The organism is Hydrotalea lipotrueae (assembly GCF_019249625.1).
In the GTDB taxonomy this organism is placed as follows: domain Bacteria; phylum Bacteroidota; class Bacteroidia; order Chitinophagales; family Chitinophagaceae; genus Hydrotalea; species Hydrotalea flava.
In genome coordinates, this window is the sequence record NZ_JAESDL010000016.1 from 25,117 (window position 1) to 42,341 (window position 17,225).

General features: G+C 38.8%; 15 protein-coding genes. 5 read left to right on the top strand and 10 right to left on the bottom strand.

Going from position 1 to position 17,225, the window contains the following annotated elements:
- The 3 genes from JK139_RS10320 to lpxD all read left to right on the top strand — a co-directional run bounded on the left by JK139_RS10320 (position 1) and on the right by lpxD (position 4,231).
- The gene (locus JK139_RS10320; protein WP_074420940.1) at positions 1-564 is read left to right on the top strand and encodes a Crp/Fnr family transcriptional regulator; all 564 of its coding nucleotides are present in this window, start codon (positions 1-3) and stop codon (positions 562-564) included.
- A gap of 68 nt (positions 565-632) precedes the next feature.
- A complete protein-coding gene (locus tag JK139_RS10325; protein ID WP_218331233.1) occupies positions 633-3,020 on the top strand; it encodes a glycoside hydrolase family 3 C-terminal domain-containing protein in 2,388 nt (795 codons plus the stop codon).
- A gap of 188 nt (positions 3,021-3,208) precedes the next feature.
- On the top strand, positions 3,209-4,231 hold the full coding sequence (lpxD, locus tag JK139_RS10330; RefSeq protein WP_074420938.1) for a UDP-3-O-(3-hydroxymyristoyl)glucosamine N-acyltransferase: 1,023 nt from the start codon (positions 3,209-3,211) through the stop codon (positions 4,229-4,231).
- A gap of 32 nt (positions 4,232-4,263) precedes the next feature.
- On the opposite strand, the gene JK139_RS10335 is transcribed toward lpxD, so the two are convergent.
- The 10 genes from JK139_RS10335 to JK139_RS10380 form a co-directional block, all read right to left on the bottom strand.
- The gene (locus JK139_RS10335) at positions 4,264-5,241 is read right to left on the bottom strand and encodes a fatty acid desaturase family protein (RefSeq protein ID WP_074420937.1); all 978 of its coding nucleotides are present in this window, start codon (positions 5,239-5,241) and stop codon (positions 4,264-4,266) included.
- 69 nt (positions 5,242-5,310) lie between these two features.
- Positions 5,311-6,453, bottom strand: a complete 1,143-nt coding sequence (locus JK139_RS10340) for a methionine aminotransferase (RefSeq protein ID WP_074420936.1) — start codon at positions 6,451-6,453, stop codon at positions 5,311-5,313.
- 33 nt (positions 6,454-6,486) lie between these two features.
- Positions 6,487-7,797, bottom strand: a complete 1,311-nt coding sequence (locus JK139_RS10345) for a TolC family protein (protein WP_074420935.1) — start codon at positions 7,795-7,797, stop codon at positions 6,487-6,489.
- A gap of 62 nt (positions 7,798-7,859) precedes the next feature.
- Positions 7,860-8,576 carry a UMP kinase gene (pyrH, locus tag JK139_RS10350; RefSeq protein ID WP_068243449.1) on the bottom strand — a complete coding sequence of 239 codons (717 nt, stop codon included), beginning with the start codon at positions 8,574-8,576 and terminating at the stop codon, positions 7,860-7,862.
- Positions 8,577-8,686: 110 nt separating this feature from the next.
- A complete protein-coding gene (tsf, locus tag JK139_RS10355) occupies positions 8,687-9,529 on the bottom strand; it encodes a translation elongation factor Ts (RefSeq protein WP_074418627.1) in 843 nt (280 codons plus the stop codon).
- Positions 9,530-9,724: 195 nt separating this feature from the next.
- Positions 9,725-10,606, bottom strand: coding sequence for a 30S ribosomal protein S2 (gene rpsB, locus JK139_RS10360; RefSeq protein ID WP_068243447.1), 882 nt, complete (start codon positions 10,604-10,606; stop codon positions 9,725-9,727).
- Positions 10,607-10,657: 51 nt separating this feature from the next.
- Positions 10,658-11,047, bottom strand: coding sequence for a 30S ribosomal protein S9 (rpsI, locus tag JK139_RS10365; protein WP_074420933.1), 390 nt, complete (start codon positions 11,045-11,047; stop codon positions 10,658-10,660).
- Between the two features lie 28 nt (positions 11,048-11,075).
- Positions 11,076-11,519, bottom strand: coding sequence for a 50S ribosomal protein L13 (gene rplM / locus JK139_RS10370; protein WP_074420932.1), 444 nt, complete (start codon positions 11,517-11,519; stop codon positions 11,076-11,078).
- 315 nt (positions 11,520-11,834) lie between these two features.
- On the bottom strand, positions 11,835-13,490 hold the full coding sequence (locus JK139_RS10375) for an amidase (protein ID WP_218331234.1): 1,656 nt from the start codon (positions 13,488-13,490) through the stop codon (positions 11,835-11,837).
- Positions 13,491-13,620: 130 nt separating this feature from the next.
- A complete protein-coding gene (locus JK139_RS10380) occupies positions 13,621-14,364 on the bottom strand; it encodes an NUDIX hydrolase (protein ID WP_081299025.1) in 744 nt (247 codons plus the stop codon).
- Positions 14,365-14,512: 148 nt separating this feature from the next.
- Between JK139_RS10380 and ligA the strand changes: the two genes are divergently transcribed.
- Positions 14,513-16,627, top strand: coding sequence for an NAD-dependent DNA ligase LigA (gene ligA, locus JK139_RS10385; protein ID WP_218331235.1), 2,115 nt, complete (start codon positions 14,513-14,515; stop codon positions 16,625-16,627).
- Between the two features lie 13 nt (positions 16,628-16,640).
- Positions 16,641-17,219 carry an HNH endonuclease gene (locus tag JK139_RS10390; protein ID WP_218331236.1) on the top strand — a complete coding sequence of 193 codons (579 nt, stop codon included), beginning with the start codon at positions 16,641-16,643 and terminating at the stop codon, positions 17,217-17,219.
- Positions 17,220-17,225: the final 6 nt, after the last annotated feature.

The following is a 17,225-nucleotide window of genomic DNA, read 5'->3' on the forward strand; positions in this document are numbered from 1 at the left end:
ATGGACCGTTTGACCCAAAAAATTTCTGCAACCGGCTATTTTTCTGAAAATAGTTTACAGGCTTTTTTACAACAATGGCAACAATGGAAATTGCCCAAGGATTATTTACTGCTAAAAGAAGGCATTGTTTCAGATTATATTTATTTTGTATCTTCCGGTTTGGCCCGTATTTATTATTTTAAACATGGCAAAGAAATTACCGAATGGCTGGCCATGGATGGTACTTTTTTTCTTTCTATTACCAGTTTTTTTAAACGTACACCCAGCAAACTGAATATCCATACCATTGAGCCATCTGTTATCATGGGTATACATCATGATGATTTGATGCGTTTGTGCGATGAATACCATGATGTGGAACGCTGGCTGCGTAAATTGTTAACCCGCTCATTGATTTCTTCTCAGCAAAGAATGGATGCCATACAATTTGAAACCGCCTTACATCGTTACCGGCGTTTGGCCGATGAGCATCCTACTATTTTGCAGCGGGTACCATTATCTTATATCGCTTCATTCTTAGGTATTACGCAGGAAACACTGAGCCGTATTAGGGCGCATCGTTAGTTTTTTGATAATTATCAATGAAAGGTGTTCACATTGGTATGAACTTTATGTTTCATTAATATATAATCATGAAACTTTCTACACTATTGCCTGCCCTTGCTATACTATGCAGCACACCCACGCTATATGCCCAATCGGGTAAAGCCAATGATTTAATAGCACGGATGACCTTGGAACAAAAAGTTGAATTAGTAGTAGGAATGGGTATGCGATTGCCCGGCCCAACTGCTGCATCAGATAAAAAAACCGATACCGGAAAACATGAAATTGCCGGATTTCAATTACCACCATCGCTACCAAAAGATGCTTCCATTCCCGAAAAAGTTCCGGGTGCTGCGGGCAGAACACATGCCATTGAAAGTCTTGAGTTGCCTTCATTAACCCTGTCGGATGGTCCGGCCGGCGTACGCATCAATCCATTCAGATCCAATCATCCTAACAAAACTTATTATGCCACCGCATGGCCGGTGGGAATTTTGCTGGCCTCATCTTGGGATACAGCATTGGTACAACAAGTGGGCAGGGCTTTTGGGAAGGAAGTGAAAGAATACGGTATTGATGTGTTACTGGCACCTGCCATGAATATACAACGCAATCCATTGGGCGGTAGAAATTTTGAATATTATTCTGAAGACCCATTTGTTTCAGGACATATTGCGGCAGCATTTGTAAACGGAATTCAACAAAACGGAGTAGGCACCTCTATTAAACATTTTGTTGCCAATAATCAGGAAACAAATAGAAACAGCGTAAATACCATTGTGAGTGAAAGGGCATTACGTGAAATTTATTTAAAAGGTTTTGAAATTGCCGTGAAAGAAGCCAAACCATGGACAGTGATGTCATCCTACAATTTAATTAATGGAACGTATGCCTCAGAAAGCAAGGATTTACTGACCGGAATTTTACGCGATGAATGGGGCTTTAAAGGTTTGGTGATGACCGATTGGTTTGGTGGAAAAGATGCTGTTGCACAAATGAAAGCAGGCAATGACTTACTGATGCCGGGCACTATTTTGCAATACAATGCCATTCTAAAAGCAGTAAAAGACGGGACTTTAGATGAAAAAATTATTGACCGAAATGCCGCAAGGGTGGTTGATTTAATTTTAGAATCGCCTACTCATAAAAAATATGCTTATACCGATCAGCCCAATTTAAAAGCAGATGCGGCACTATCCAGAAAAGCGGCTGCTGAAGGTATGGTGCTGTTACAAAACAATAATAACGCATTACCATTGACGAATACCACTCAAAAACAAGTGGCTTTGTTTGGCAATACATCCTATGATATTATTGCCGGAGGAACCGGAAGTGGTGATGTAAATAAAGCCTACACTATATCATTAGAACAGGGATTATTAAATGCCGGTTTTACCATTGATAAAAATTTAATAGATGTTTATACTGCTTACATTACAACCGAAAAAGCCAAACAACCCAAGCCCCGTTTCTTTTTTGAGTTGGTACCTCGTGTAAAAGAAATGGATTTAGAATTGCCTTTGTTGCAAACTGAAGCCGATAAAGCAGCGGCTGCAATTATTACCATTGGTAGAAATGCAGGAGAAGGTGCCGACAGAAAAGTAGACAATGATTTTACTTTATCAGATGCCGAAAAAAATATGATTCGCCAGGTTTGCGATGCCTTTCATGCAAAAAATAAAAAAGTAATTGTAGTATTAAATATTGGCGGTGTAATAGAAACAGCCAGTTGGCGTAATATGCCGGATGCTATTATATTGGCCTGGCAACCTGGTTTAGAGGCAGGAAATGCTATTGCAGATATCATTAGTGGTAAAGTAAATCCTTCCGGAAAATTAGCAGTTACTTTTCCCATGAATTATCAGGATGAGCCTTCTGCAAAAAATTTCCCGGGAAAAGAGTTGCAACCTGTCCGGCACAAAGGGTTCTCTTTAATGGGTAATCCGGCTGAAGTGGTGTATGAAGAAGGCATTTATGTTGGTTACCGTTATTTTAATACATTTCATGTACAACCGGCTTATCCTTTCGGTTATGGATTATCGTATACTCATTTCTCAACAAAGCCTATTCACCTCAGTACTACTGAAATGAAAAAAAATATTACTGCTTCTGTAACAATTACTAATAAAGGCAAAAGAGCCGGAAAGGAAGTAATTCAGGTATATATAACGGCACCAAAAAGTGATATTGATAAGCCTTCTGAAGAGTTAAAAGCCTTTGTCAAAACAAAACTATTACAACCCGGCGAATCGCAAACCTTAACATTTATCATTTCACCTGCCGATATTGCATCTTTTCAAACCACGCAATCTGCATGGATTGCCGATGCGGGTACTTATACCATTAAAATAGGCAATTCGTCCGAAAACATTCTACAAACAGCCACTTTTCAATTGCCACGACAAATGATTACAGAGCATGTAACCCATTTGCTGGTACCAAAGCAGGCTATTAATGAATTGAGTATGCAATAAATTACAGCCCCTATAACAACCAAAAGTGCAATTCAACTCCAACCTGTTGCACAAATAAAAGGCAGCGTTTTTAGTTGCCTTTTTTTATGGGTTCCAAACTTTAGCATTTCATTGCAACAGGCGTACAAAATTCTGTTACCTTTAAAATTATTCTGCAAATTTCATTTAAAATATATTAAAAATAAATTATGCAATTTTCGGCACAACAAATAGCAGACATGCTTCAGGGTACAATAGAAGGTAATGCCACAGTAACAGTATCTACTTTATCCAGAATAGAAGAAGGCGTAACGGGTTCGTTATCTTTTTTAGCCAATCCTTTGTATACGCAATACCTGTATACCACAAAGGCTTCTATTGTAATTGTGAATAAAGATTTTGAAGCAAAAGAATCGGTAACGGCAACATTAATAAGGGTAGAAAATGCACAAACTGCTTTTGCAAAATTATTAGAACTATACAATCAGATAAAGCTGAATAAAACCGGTATTGCACCCAATGCACATATTGAGCCATCGGCAATAATTGGTGAGCAAATTTATGCCGGTGCATTTGCTTATGTTGGTGAAAATACGAGAATAGGCAATGGTGTTAAAATATATCCGCAGGTATATATTGGCGATAATTGTGTAATTGGCGATAATACCACCTTGTTTGCGGGTGTTAAAATTTATTCAGAAACACACATTGGAAAAAATTGTATTATTCACTCCGGTACTGTTATTGGGAGTGATGGTTTTAGATTTGATCCGCAAAATGAAGGCAATAAAAAAATTGCACAGATTGGTAATGTTGTAATAGAAGATGATGTTGAAATTGGCGCCAATTGTGCTATTGACCGTGCAACATTGGGTTCAACTATTTTAAGAAAAGGCGTAAAGTTTGATAATTTAATACATATTGCCCATAATGTAGAAGTGGGCGAAAATACTTACATCGCAGCACATGGAGTGATTGCGGGATCAACAAAAGTGGGTAAAAATTGTATGTTTAGCGGACAGGTTGGTATTGTGGGTCATTTGCAAATAGCCGATAATACAATTATTACAGCACAATCAGGCATATCCAAAAGCATTACAAAGCCGGGAGAAGTTTATATGGGTTCACCAGCCTTTGATGCCAATAAATACAGAAAGGCTTATATTCATTTTCGTAATTTAGATCAGTTGGCACAACGGGTAACTATACTTGAAAAAAAGCTAACTGATTAATTGAATGCATTAATTTTTAAAGCCAATTTGCACTAACTATCTAAAGGAACCATTTTATTCAGATCGGGGTCCCAAACTTTTAAACGAAGGCAGGCAATAATATCTTTAGGACGCAAACTGGTTACCGTTGCTTGCTGTAGGGCAGGTATATGTGCCATTGCTTCGGGTAAGCGGTAAAAAGGAATTTTGCAATTGAGGTGATGAATATGATGGTAGCCAATATTTGCAGTAAACCATTGCCATAAGGTACTCATTTTCATATAGCTGGAAGATTCTAATGCAGCAGCAGCATAACTCCATTCTGTATTGCAACGGTAAGTAGCACCGGGAAAATTATGTTGCGCATAAAATAAATATGCACCCAGCATGTGTGATAAGAAGAAAGGCAGAAAGAATACAAAAAACCAAATTTGCCATCCAAAATGAACCCATAAAACAATGGCGATGCCAACGTGTATCAGCAAAACGATGGCAGAATCCCAATGTCTTTTCTTTGAACTGAGAAACGACCGAACACACATGCCAAACATAAACATAGTAAAATAAGAAAAGAACATATTGAGTGGATGCCGGATAGCCAGATAAATACTTTGCTCTTTTTTATTCGCAGCATAAAACTTTTGTTTGGTCATAATCGGATAGGAACCAATACTGGCGCTGTACAATTTAGCATTGTTGTTGTGGTGGTGATCATGCGAACGTTTCCAGATACTTGGCGGTGTTATCATGTAAGCACCAAAAATGGTAAATAAAATATTGGCAGCAAACGATTTGTTTAAAATAGTATGATGCTGAAAATCATGAAAAATAATGAACATGCGGGAAAGCAGTAAAGCACTGAAAATGCTAAAAGCCAATTTAATTAGGATGCCCGGTAGTAAAAAAGAACCTGTTAAACTTGCAATTAATAAAACTGTAGTAGAAAGTGTATAATACCAGCTCTTCCAGCGAATTTCTTTGGCAAACGGTTTGGTGGATAAAATTAATTCCTTTTCGGAGGAAGTATGCATTAAACAAACGTATGAAAAGAATGGAAATAAAACATACAATTGCTGTTAATTCACACAAATTTTTTTGATTTATAAGTGTTTAAATCGTTCTGCTGCTTCCAGAAGTGTTTCTTCCTTTTTGGCAAAGCAAAAGCGAAGTACCTTTTCATCGGTTTTATGATGATAAAATGCAGAAACCGGAATGGTGGCTACACCGGCTTTTTGTACCAATTCAACTGCAAATTCTGTATCGGACTTATTAGATAATGCAGCATAACTGTAACATTCAAAATAGCTTCCGTGTGAAGGAATACAAACAAAACCCGTTTGCTGCATTAATGTTCTAAAAAAATCGCGTTTTTTTTGTATTTGCGCACCCAATTGTACATATTTATCCTCTTCCTGTAAATAAGTTGCCAAAGCATATTGTTTGGGGGTATCGCAACTAAAGCAATTAAACTGGTGTACTTTTCTAAATTCCTGCATTAATGGTGCTGCTGCTATGCAGTAACCCAACTTCCAGCCTGTACAATGATAGGTTTTTCCAAACGAAAAAATGATAAAACTTCTTTCTATCAAATCTGGATAGCGTAGCAGGCTTTGGTGCGGGATAGCATCAAATATTAAATGTTCATATACCTCATCACTCACTATCATTATCTTGGTCTTGGCTACCAGTGTTCTCAAAGTCATAATATCCTGCTCGCTTAATACAGCACCTGTTGGGTTATGGGGTGAGTTGATGATAATGGCTTTTGTTTTGGAATTGATTTTCTGCGCTACTTCATGCCAGGGAATTGAATAATCGGGATATTGTAATGCAATAAAAACCGGTTTAGCGCCATTTAAAACAATATTGGGAACATAGCTGTCGTATGCCGGTTCAAAAACAATCACTTCATCGCCGGAATATAAAAACGAAGTGAGTGCGGTGTAAATGGCGTAGGTGCCGCCCGGGGTAATGGTAATTTGTGTTTCAGGATGGATGGAGGTGTTGTACAATTTTTTTACCTTTTCGGCAAGGGCATTCCGTAGAGCAGGTAAACCATTGGTATGCGTATACTGATTGCAACCATCTGTCATGGCTTTTTGTATCAAATCAATTAAGGCCTCATCCATCATAAAATCAGGAAATCCCTGCCCAAGATTAATGGCGTGATGCTGTTGTGCCAACTGGCTCATTATAGTGAAAATGGTAGTACCTACCTGCGGTAATTTTGATACAATGTGCATAGCCCTTTTTTATAAAATGGGAAGATAGTAAACTTAAGGTGCCAAAATGCCAGCCACCCTTTTTAATTCAATTTCTGCAGCTTTTGCGGCATAATTTAAATTCACCAATTTATAACCTGCTTCTTCAAAACTTTGTTGTGCGGCTCTTACTTCCAAAATAGTAGCCTGCGATAAACTAAAACGCTGCAGGGTTAAATTCACCAATTGTTCGGTTAACCGGTTAATGGCGTATTGGGTGGCGATCAAATCTAATGTATGGATATACATTTGATATGTTTTTGTGAGATCGGTTTGGTAATTTAAAATGGTGGCATCTTTTTGCACTCTTGCAATGTGTGTATTGATGGCAGCAGCTTGTTGTTGCCGTTTTAAAATGCTTCCATTATAAATGGGTACGGATAAACCAAGCCCAACATAAGGGCCATACGACTGGTTTAATAAAATTTGCCCGCCATTGCTGGAATTTCTTCCGTAATTCAATCCGCTATTAACACGCAAGGTTGGATACCGTTGTGCAGCAGTTTGTTTTTCGGCGAGTGTGTTAATGGTAATTTGCTGATCAGCCGCTACAATATCCGGATTCTGGTTAAATTTATTTAGAACATCTTCTAATTTTATATTGTTTTCAATAGCAATAGAATCAGTAAACATTGCAGAAGAATCTGCGGGCATACTGAGTAGATTAAACAAATCAGCTTTTCCTTGTTCCAGAATAATTTTTTGTGATTGAAGGTCCTGCTCTTTACTATGTAAATCAATTTCAGCCTGAAAGTAATCAGCATCATTGGCAAAGCCAATTTTGCGTTTCACTGCTATAATTTCCAATTGTTTTTTGGATACTTCAATACTTTGTTCCAAAGTTTTCATATAGCTGCGTTGCCGAACTACATCAAAATATTTCGTCATTACTGCCGCAATCGTATTTTGTACCTGCGAATTAAAAAAAGATTCGCTTTGTGCCTGAATCATTTCTAATTGTTTTTTTGTAGTAATTACTCTGTAACCATTATACAACACCATAGTACCTGCAATGCCGGCATTTAAATTATTACTGGTGGCGCCATTGCGGGTTAAATCTCTATCGCCGGTTACACTGTTGATTTTTTGATTGATGTTGACAATACTTTCCTGATTGGTAGCAGTACCTGTTATGGTTGGTAAGCCCCCAGCCACACCTATATTGTTGTTTATTTTGGCAATTTGAATATTGCTTTTGGCAATTTGAATATTAAAATTATGTTGAAGTGCAAGGTTCACAGCCTCGTTTACAGAAATTGAGCGTTGGGCTGCTGCTTGCAGCATGCAGCAGAGCATAACAGCACCTGATAAAATTGCTTTTCTCATAAACCATGAAATTAGCTATGGAGCTATGTTGTATCAAATAAATTTTATGAGCGGATGAAGGGTTACTGTACCAGTGTTCCTACATTCATTCCTTCTACTACTTTAAGCAGGTTACCCGGTTTATTCATATCAAAAACAATAATGGGTAATTTATTTTCCATGCAGAGTGTAAAAGCTGTCATGTCCATTACTTTCAGGTTTTGGTTAATACATTCCTGAAAGCTGATATTTTCAAATCTTTTGGCATTGGGTTCTTTTTCGGGATCGGCGTTGTAAATACCATCTACCCTTGTACCTTTCAAAATAACATCTGCTTTCATTTCAATGGCTCTTAATGAACCGGCAGTATCTGTAGTGAAATAAGGGTTGCCTGTGCCGGCACCAAAAATAACTACCCTACCTTTTTCTAAATGACGCAATGCTTTTCTGCGGATATAGGGTTCGGCCACCTGCTCCATATTAATAGCGCTTTGTAAACGGGTATATACGCCAATTTTTTCCAGCATTGCCTGCATGGCCATTGCATTGATTACAGTTGCCAGCATGCCCATATAATCGCCGTGTGCCCTTTCAATACCACTTTCAGCTTCATTCATGCCTCTGTAAATATTGCCGCCTCCAATTACAATGGCTACCTGAACACCAAGGTTGGTTACTAATTTAATGTCTTGTGCATATTGTTCAATGATTTTTGGATCGAAGGGATCACCATTTTTTACATCACCAACAAGGGCTTCTCCGGATAGCTTCAGTAAAATGCGTTTGTATTTAGGCAGCATAATTAAAAGAATTGATTATACTGCAAATAACCTGATTTTTTGCAGAAGTTTCAAAATGAATAAAGGGAACCTTGTGGGTTCCCTTTAAAATATAGTCATAATAAATTATATTATCCCAATGCAATACGCTTAAAAGAAACTACTTTTAAATCAGCATCTACCGATTTCAGGTAATCGCCTACGCTTTTGCTACCATCTTTTACAAATGCCTGCGCCAGTAATGTTTGCTCTTTAAAGAAGGCATTTAATTTGCCATCTGCAATTTTAGCAATCATTTCTGCAGGTTTACCGGCCATTTTAGGATCGGCGGCAATTTGTTCAGTAACAATGGCTCTTTCTCTTTCTACTACATCTGCAGGAACAGAGTCGGCATCAATTGCTACAGGGTTCATAGCTGCAATTTGCATGGCCAGATCTTTACCTGCTTCAGCAGCGGCTTTATTTAAACCAACCAACACACCCATACGGTTGGCACCATGAATGTATGAGGCAACATAAGGTGCTTCAATTCTTTCAAATTTCTGAATGCCTATTTTTTCGCCGATAGCAGCTAATTTATCATTAATTAAATCGGATACTTTGGCACCGTTTACGATTACTTCGTTTAATTCTTCAGCACTTTTTACATTGTTGGCCACTGCTGCATCAGCAATAGATTGTGCAAAAGCAACAAAATCGGCATTTTTTGAAACGAAGTCAGTTTCGCAACTAATGCATACAATGAAGCCGGTTGTATTATTGGCAGTGGTTTTTGCAATAATAACACCTTCTTTTGCTTCACGATCGCTACGTTTAGCAGCAACTTTCTGACCTTGTTTGCGCAACCAGTCAATAGCTGCTTCAAAATCGCCATTGGTTTCGGTTAAAGCTTTACGGCAGTCCATCATACCAGCGCCGGTTGCCTGGCGCAATTTATTAATATCGGCTGCGGTTATAGAAACGGATGTACTCATTTGTAAAATTATTTAGTCATTGAAAAAATTTTTGCAAAGTTACCTATACTTTTATAAACGCTGTGTTGTTACAGGTTATGAAATGTTGAAGAAAGTACAGGTGTTGCAGTGTGCGACGCAACGGAAGTTGGAATAAATTGATACAGCCGGGCACAAAATAAATGATTCATTCGGGCTCAATGTACCGTATATATTTTATCTGCCACCACCTGCAGGTCTGCGACTGTTGGGCACTCTGCGTTTTGGTGCACCGGCACCTGGTTCTGCACCACGGCCACCTTTACGGGTACGTGCGGCTTCACTTTGTGCTTCAGCTTCCAGTCTGCGTGCTTTTGCTTCTAATTCGTTTGCATCATCGTTGGTATCTTCTTCTTCTTTATTTGCCTGACGTTCTGCCAAACCTTCTGCAATAGCAGCGGTTAAATAATTGGTAATGATGGCAATTGATTTAGTGGCATCATCATTAGCCGGAATAGGGAAATCAACTTTGTTAGGATCGCAATTGGTATCTACCATACCAAAAGTTGTAATACCTAAACGTTTGGCTTCTGCTAAAGCAATATGTTCTACACCAATATCTACTAAGAATAAAGCTGCGGGCAGTCTGCTCATTTGGGCAATACCACCTAATACTTTTTCCATTTTTTCTTTATCGCGGCTAAGCGTAAGGCGCTCTTTTTTGGTTAGGCTGTCTGCACTGCCATCGTTCAGCATTTTTTCAATGCTCTGCATTTTTTTAACGCTTTTACGAACAGTATTAAAGTTAGTGAGCATACCACCTAACCAACGTTCAGTAGCAAAGGGCATGTTTACGCGTTTTGCGCATTCAGCCACAATTTCTTTAGCCTGCTTTTTGGTAGCCACGAACATAATTTTTTTACCGTTCTTGGCAATTTGCTTCATAGCGGCGGCTGTTTCCTGAAGATGGTCTACTGTTTTGTTCAGGTCAATAATGTGAATCCCTTTTTTTTCTGCATAGATGTAAGGTAACATTTTAGGATTCCATTTCTTTTTTAAATGGCCAAAATGCACACCGGCTTCTAACAACTGCTGCTGTAGTGAAGTATTATTTTCCATTGTGTTTGTATAAATAGTTTGAATGATAGGGTTTGCGTAATCCAATACTGATTAACGTTTGCTGAATTGGTAGCTCTTACGGGCTTTTTTATGACCAAATTTCTTACGTTCAACACTGCGGGGATCACGTTTTAAGTATCCGGCGGCTTTTAATACAGGCCTAAACTCGGGGTTTACTTCTAGTAAAGCACGGGCTATGCCTAATTTTGCTGCTTCGGCTTGGCCTTTTAAACCACCACCTTGTGCATTGATAACTACATCAAATTTGGTAATTACTTCAGCAGTCTTTAAAGGGGCCTCTACCTGGTTTTGTAAGTAAACCAAAGGAAAATATTCTTTATAATCTTTGTCGTTCACGGTAATTTTACCTTCACCCTTACTAATAAAAACCCGGGTTACGGCTTCTTTACGGCGACCAACTGCGTTTTTTTGCTTTTCCATTTATTTGGAATTGATGTTAGAAATTAGATTAAAATTTTAATTCTTTGGGTTGTTGTGCACTATGTGGATGCTCGCTGCCGGCATAAACAAACAATTTATTGAACATTTTGCGGCCGAGGCGATTTTTAGGTAGCATGCCTTTAATGGCTCTTTCTAAAAGCACTTCAGGTCTGCGTTTTAATAAATCTTTGGCTGCTTCTTCTTTTTTACCGCCGGGATAACCTGAGAAGTTAATGTACATTTTATCATCCATTTTATTGCCGGTTAAAACAACTTTATCGGCATTGATGATAATAACATAATCGCCACAGTCTACATGCGGTGTGTAGTATGCTTTGTTTTTGCCTCTTAATACAGCGGCAATTTTTGAAGCAATGCGCCCTACGGTTTGATTAGTACCGTCTACAACATACCAGTTGTGCTTAACGGTAGCCGCGTTTGCATGCTTGGTAGTGAAATGAAGATGACTCATAATATGGTTTGTTTAAATGATATCGGGGCTATCCCCCCGGCGAATGTCCCATTTTTTTGGGATGGCAAAGGTAGGTGTTCTATTGTTGAATTTTTAGTGTCTTGACGATCTTTTTTAATAGCGCTTTCATAACTAATTGATTTTCAATAAAAATTTTGATTAAAAATTTTCATCGTGTTATAAAACTGCCTTTTTTGGGTGCTTTTTATTTTGCTTTTTTGTTTTGATTGTACAATGAAAAGTAATTTCCCATGAATGATGGCATAAAAAAAGCAGCTGTGAAAAGCTGCCGGAGTGTTTAAAACTTATTCATCTTTATTGAAATAGCTTAGGATAGGTTTTGTTCCAAGGTGTTGCCTGCTGATAAGCTTCTGCAATGCGCAACAGTGTGCCTTCATCGTATAAATTACCAATAAAAGTAATGCTGGTGGGTAAATGAAACCTTTTATCAAAACCCGTGGGAACGCAAACCACCGGGTTGCCTGTTAAATTGGTAATGGCCGACTGGTTGCCACTGCCACGGGTGGGACAAATAACTGCATCGTATTGTTGCAGTAATGCATTTACTTTTTGCATCAGCAAGTAACGGTGCCTATTGGCATTGATGTATTCTACGGCGGGTATTAACCTGGCTTCTCTAAACTGGTTGGGCCAGTCGTAACGGCTTTGCCGGGTCATTTCATCATCTAAATTACCGCGGGTAAATGCATCAAAAGCAGCGGCACACTCAGCACCAATTACAATACTCATAATATTGACATTGTAAACCCCACTGTCGGGAAAATTAACGGGAATTAATTGAACCCCCATTTTTTTAAATGTTTCTAACACTTTCCATTCATTTCTGGAGGTATCGGTTATATTATCGAAATAGTTTTTGGAATACGCTATTTTATAAGCTTGTATGGGTTTATTAGGCGTGTAATTAAATGGGCGGTTTACAGCCAATTCATCTATTCCATCAGTACCATGAATGGCATTAAATACAATAGCCGCATCATTTGCAGAGCGGCAAATGGGGCCAATTTTATCTAAACTCCAGCTAAGCGTCATAGCGCCTGTTCTGCTAATACTGCCAAATGTGGGGCGTAAACCGGTAACGCCGCATGTGGATGAAGGCGAAACAATACTTCCCCAGGTTTCTGTGCCAATGGCAAAAGGTACCAATCCTGCTGCAGTAGCGGCTGCTGGACCTGCCGAAGAACCGGATGACCCTCTTGTTAAATCCCATGGATTTTTGGTGCGTCCGCCAAACCAATAATCGCCCATGGCCAAGGCCCCTAAAGTAAATTTAGCTACTAAAACGGCACCGGCTTTGCGTAATTGTTCATATACAAAAGCATTTTCATCAATGGTTTGGTTTTTGTAGGGTGCTGCGCCCCAGGTAGTTTTATAGCCTTTTACAGCAAATAAATCTTTCAATCCATAGGGTATGCCATGTAACATGCCTTTGTATTTGCCGGCGGCTATTTCAGCATCGGCCTGTGCGGCTTGTTGCAATGCTAAATCTTCAGTAAGGGTAATAACGCATTGCAAGGTATCGCCAAATTGTTTGATGCGTTGAATGAAAAATTTGGTGAGTGCAACCGAAGTAATTTTTTTGTGTTGAATTAAATAAGCCAATTGAGGTATGGAGTAAAATGCTAATTCGTTTAAATGGGTGGGTAATACCACTGTTTTAGGCATTTCCCAATGAATAGGTAATTGTTGATTAGAAAAATGCATGCCGGCTACTACCGGGCTTTGCCACAAGCTCATGGGCACATCGTTAGGCAGTGATTGGCGGTGTAACGATTGGTAAGTGTGATAAAATTGCGTTATACCCTGTTGCATGGAATCTAATTCCTGTTGGGTAAAAGAAAGATCGGCTAATCCGGCAGCTATGCTAATTTGTTCAGTGGGGATGGTATCTTTTTGTGCCTGAAGAAATAAGGGTAAGGCGAAAAAGCATAAAATGGTGATTGTTCTCATGTTTAAGTGTTTTGGTTAGAATGAATGATGCGAAAAAATGCAGCAATGGGTATTAAACTATCATGTACTGCCCATTTCACCTGTGAACACAAATGTGCTTTTCTTGCAACGGAAAGTTATGGAACCTTTTTTAGAAATCAATACCAATCCATTTGCGTTTATTCTTTTCGTATTTCTGGAAATTGAACTTATACAATTTGCCGGGTCTGTGTGGCACATCCTGTTCCATTTCACCTATATCAATTAAAAGGCCCATGGCAGCAAATTTTTTTCTGAAATTACGGCGGTCTAATTCAATGCCTAAAATGGCTTCATATAAATTCTGTAATTCGCGAAGCGAGAATTTTTCGGGTAATAAATTAAAGCCCAACGGATGTTCCTGAATTCTTTTTTGTAACCATTGGTGGCAGGTATCTAAAATTTCTTTATGATCAAAAGCCATTTCTTTGATAGAATTTACACTATGCCAGTGCAACTCATTGTCTAATATTTTTACTTCGTGGTGTTGTATGTTGAGTAAAGAACAATAGGCAACGGTTAACACCCTGCCGCCCGGGTGCCGGTTGGGTTTGCTAAAAGTGCGTACCTGATCTAAATACACATCTGTCATGCCCGTTCTTATTTTCAAAACCCGGTAAGCTGCATCGTCTAATTCTTCATTGTCTTCTGCAAAATCGCCCAACAAGGTCCATTTACCTTTGTACATTTCCAAGTCACTCCTAATTAATAAAACCTTTAAATCTTGTCCGTCAAATCCAAATATTACACAGTCAACCGTAATAGGTACACGGGGATAGGAATTAACTAAGGCATGAACATCGGTAATCAGTGGCCGTTTCTCCGGCAATTCGGTTTGGTGGTTGTTCAGTTTCATTGTTGGCAAGTATTTTCCTTACATCTTAAAAAATGTATGGGAATTTTGGGGCAATGAAGGTAATACTTTTAGGCATTGTGTAAATTTTACATGGGCAAAAAAATTGAATTTATGTGCAAGGCAGTAAATTTGAAGTTAATTTTTTAGCATGTATAACACGGAGCATATTCATAGTTTATCACGTTTAACACAACAATGGCTTCAAAAGGAATCGGCGCCTGATGCAATGCAGCATGCTGCTGCAAATATTGAAGAGTTGCGTGAAGTATTGCGATTTCATGAATACCAATATTATGTAGCCAACACCCCCCTGATTAGTGATTATGAATATGACAGGTTGTATAAGTTATTAGAAAAAACTGAAAAAGCGCATCCGGAATTAATTACGCCTGTTTCTCCTACACAACGGGTGGGTAATAGTTTGAATCAAAACTTTTTAACGGTAGCCCATTTGGTACCCATGTTAAGTTTGGAAAACAGTTATAATAAAGCCGATTTGTTAGACTGGGATAGAAAAGTACGGGAATTGACCAATTTGTCCGTGGTTGAATATACACTGGAACCAAAATTTGATGGTGCCGGCATTTCACTGGTATATGAAAACGATATTTTAATTCGCGCTGTTACCCGTGGCGATGGGGTAGAAGGAGAGGATATTACCAACAACATCAAACAAATTCGTTCCATACCCTTAACAGCGCCTTTTTCTAAACATGGTATTCAGTTAATTGAAATAAGGGGTGAAGTAATTATGAGTAAGCGAGCATTTGAACTGTATAATGAAAAATTAGCAGAACAGGGTTTACCCATCATGGCAAATCCAAGAAATGCCGCTTCGGGAAGTTTACGGATGAAAGATCCCAAAGAAGTTGCTAAACGCAACCTGGAAGCATTTTTATATCACGTAAGTTATTACACAAAATTTGCTGATAGCGAAGTAAACGCGTCTGCTTTATTACAAACCCATGCAGGCATGTTACAATTGCTTTGGGAATGTGGATTGCATGCACCGGTAAAAGAGCAAAAAATTGTACAAGGCATTGATGGAGTGATAGAACAGGTTGAAGCTTTTGAGCATTTACGTGATACAATGCCTTATGAAATAGATGGCATGGTGGTAAAGGTGAACAGTTTATCATTACAGGATTTATTAGGAATGACGAGTCACCACCCACGGTGGGCCATTGCCTATAAGTTTAAAGCACGTCAGGCCACTACCATTTTAAATTCGATCGAGTTTCAGGTAGGCAGAACAGGTGCCATTACACCGGTGGCAAAGCTAATACCGATAGCCATTGGCGGGGTAACGGTATCCAGTATATCGGTACACAATGAAGAGTACATCAAAGACAAAGACTTAAAAATTGGCGATACCGTATTAATTGAAAGAGCCGGCGATGTAATACCGCAAATTGTAAAATCGTTACCTGAGTTAAGAACCGGCCATGAAAAAGCCATACATTTCCCTAACCATTGCCCGGTATGCCATAGCCCACTATTTAAAGAAGTCGGTGAAGCGGTTTGGCGTTGTGTAAACATAGAATGTACGGCTCAGGTGGTAGAAAGAATGGTTCATTTTGTGAGCAAAGATGCCATGGATATTAAAAGCCTGGGAGAAGCTAATATCAGGCGTTTTTATGAATTAGGGCTGTTGAAAGATATTCCGGGCATTTATAAACTCGATTTTCCTGCTATTGCACAATTGGAAGGATTTGGAAAAAAGTCGGTTGATAATTTACAGCAAGCCATTGAAGCCTCTAAAAAGCAACCACTTCATCGGTTAATTTATGCGTTGGGTATACGTTTTGTTGGAGAAACAACTGCCAAAACATTGGCCAATGCTATTACCCATTTGTTCGATTTGGGGAAAATGGATACATTGGCGCTACAACAATTAGAAGATGTTGGCGTTAAAGTAGCAGACAGTATTCGTCATTTTTTTAGCAATCGCCAAAATATGGCTATGTTAGAAGAATTAGAGGCTTTGGGTATTCAGTGTTACAACGAAAAACGAACAAAAACGCAAAGCAGCACCCTGCAAGGGCAAAGTTTTTTATTTACAGGTACACTCACCAAATTTAAAAGAAATGAGGCAGAAGAGATGGTAGAACAACGGGGGGGCGTTATTGTTGGCAGTGTTAGCAGCAAGCTCAATTACCTGGTAGTGGGGGCAGATGCGGGAGGGAAACTGGAAAAAGCAAAAAAGATTAATACAATTAAGATAATTGATGAAAATGAATTTCTATCTTTATTGCAACAATAAATAACCTTTAACTATGTTTGAACACCTACCCAACGAAAAGTGGCGCCAGTTCTCCTTTACGAACTCAGATGTCCTTCAAAAAAAATACATGGTAAGCAACATGGGAAGAATTGCCTCTTTTACCACCAATTTTAAAAAAGACGGCACCCTGCTAAAAGGCTCTGCGATAGAGGGTTATCGCATCATTCGCCTGAAAGTAAAGGATAGTTATACCCATTTTCTTTTGCACAGAGCTGTGGGCGAGTTATTCCTGAAAAAACCTAAGGCAAACGAAAAATTTATTATTCATCTCAATCATAATAAAAAAGACAACCGTGCCGAAAATTTAAAATGGGCTACTCAGGAAGAAGTGATTGAGCACAATAAAAATAACCCCCGTGTAAAAGCAGCCAGAAAAAAACTGCTTCAAAGAACATCTGAACTTAAAAAGGGATTGAAGTTAACCCTTGCTCAGGTGAAAGATATTAAAAAAATGCTGGCTAACCCCAAGCGTAAACTAACCTATAAGCAATTGGCCGAGAAATATGGCGTAAGCGAAATGGCCATTACACGTATTAAGCGGGGTGAAAACTGGGGCCACGTTAAAGTGTAACCTATT

Bases quoted from the DNA above. Each gene is read 5' to 3' on its own strand.
- tsf (WP_074418627.1), bottom strand. From the start codon at position 9,529: ATGAGTACATCCGTTTCTATAACCGCAGCCGATATTAATAAATTGCGC.
- rpsI (WP_074420933.1), bottom strand. From the start codon at position 11,047: ATGGAAAAGCAAAAAAACGCAGTTGGTCGCCGTAAAGAAGCCGTAACC.
- JK139_RS10375 (WP_218331234.1), bottom strand. From the start codon at position 13,490: ATGAGAACAATCACCATTTTATGCTTTTTCGCCTTACCCTTATTTCTT.
- ligA (WP_218331235.1), top strand. From the start codon at position 14,513: ATGTATAACACGGAGCATATTCATAGTTTATCACGTTTAACACAACAA.
- JK139_RS10345 (WP_074420935.1), bottom strand. From the start codon at position 7,797: ATGAGAAAAGCAATTTTATCAGGTGCTGTTATGCTCTGCTGCATGCTG.
- JK139_RS10325 (WP_218331233.1), top strand. From the start codon at position 633: ATGAAACTTTCTACACTATTGCCTGCCCTTGCTATACTATGCAGCACA.
- JK139_RS10320 (WP_074420940.1), top strand. From the start codon at position 1: ATGGACCGTTTGACCCAAAAAATTTCTGCAACCGGCTATTTTTCTGAA.
- lpxD (WP_074420938.1), top strand. From the start codon at position 3,209: ATGCAATTTTCGGCACAACAAATAGCAGACATGCTTCAGGGTACAATA.
- JK139_RS10340 (WP_074420936.1), bottom strand. From the start codon at position 6,453: ATGCACATTGTATCAAAATTACCGCAGGTAGGTACTACCATTTTCACT.
- JK139_RS10390 (WP_218331236.1), top strand. From the start codon at position 16,641: ATGTTTGAACACCTACCCAACGAAAAGTGGCGCCAGTTCTCCTTTACG.
- JK139_RS10335 (WP_074420937.1), bottom strand. From the start codon at position 5,241: ATGCATACTTCCTCCGAAAAGGAATTAATTTTATCCACCAAACCGTTT.
- pyrH (WP_068243449.1), bottom strand. From the start codon at position 8,576: ATGCTGCCTAAATACAAACGCATTTTACTGAAGCTATCCGGAGAAGCC.
- rplM (WP_074420932.1), bottom strand. From the start codon at position 11,519: ATGAGTCATCTTCATTTCACTACCAAGCATGCAAACGCGGCTACCGTT.
- rpsB (WP_068243447.1), bottom strand. From the start codon at position 10,606: ATGGAAAATAATACTTCACTACAGCAGCAGTTGTTAGAAGCCGGTGTG.
- JK139_RS10380 (WP_081299025.1), bottom strand. From the start codon at position 14,364: ATGAAACTGAACAACCACCAAACCGAATTGCCGGAGAAACGGCCACTG.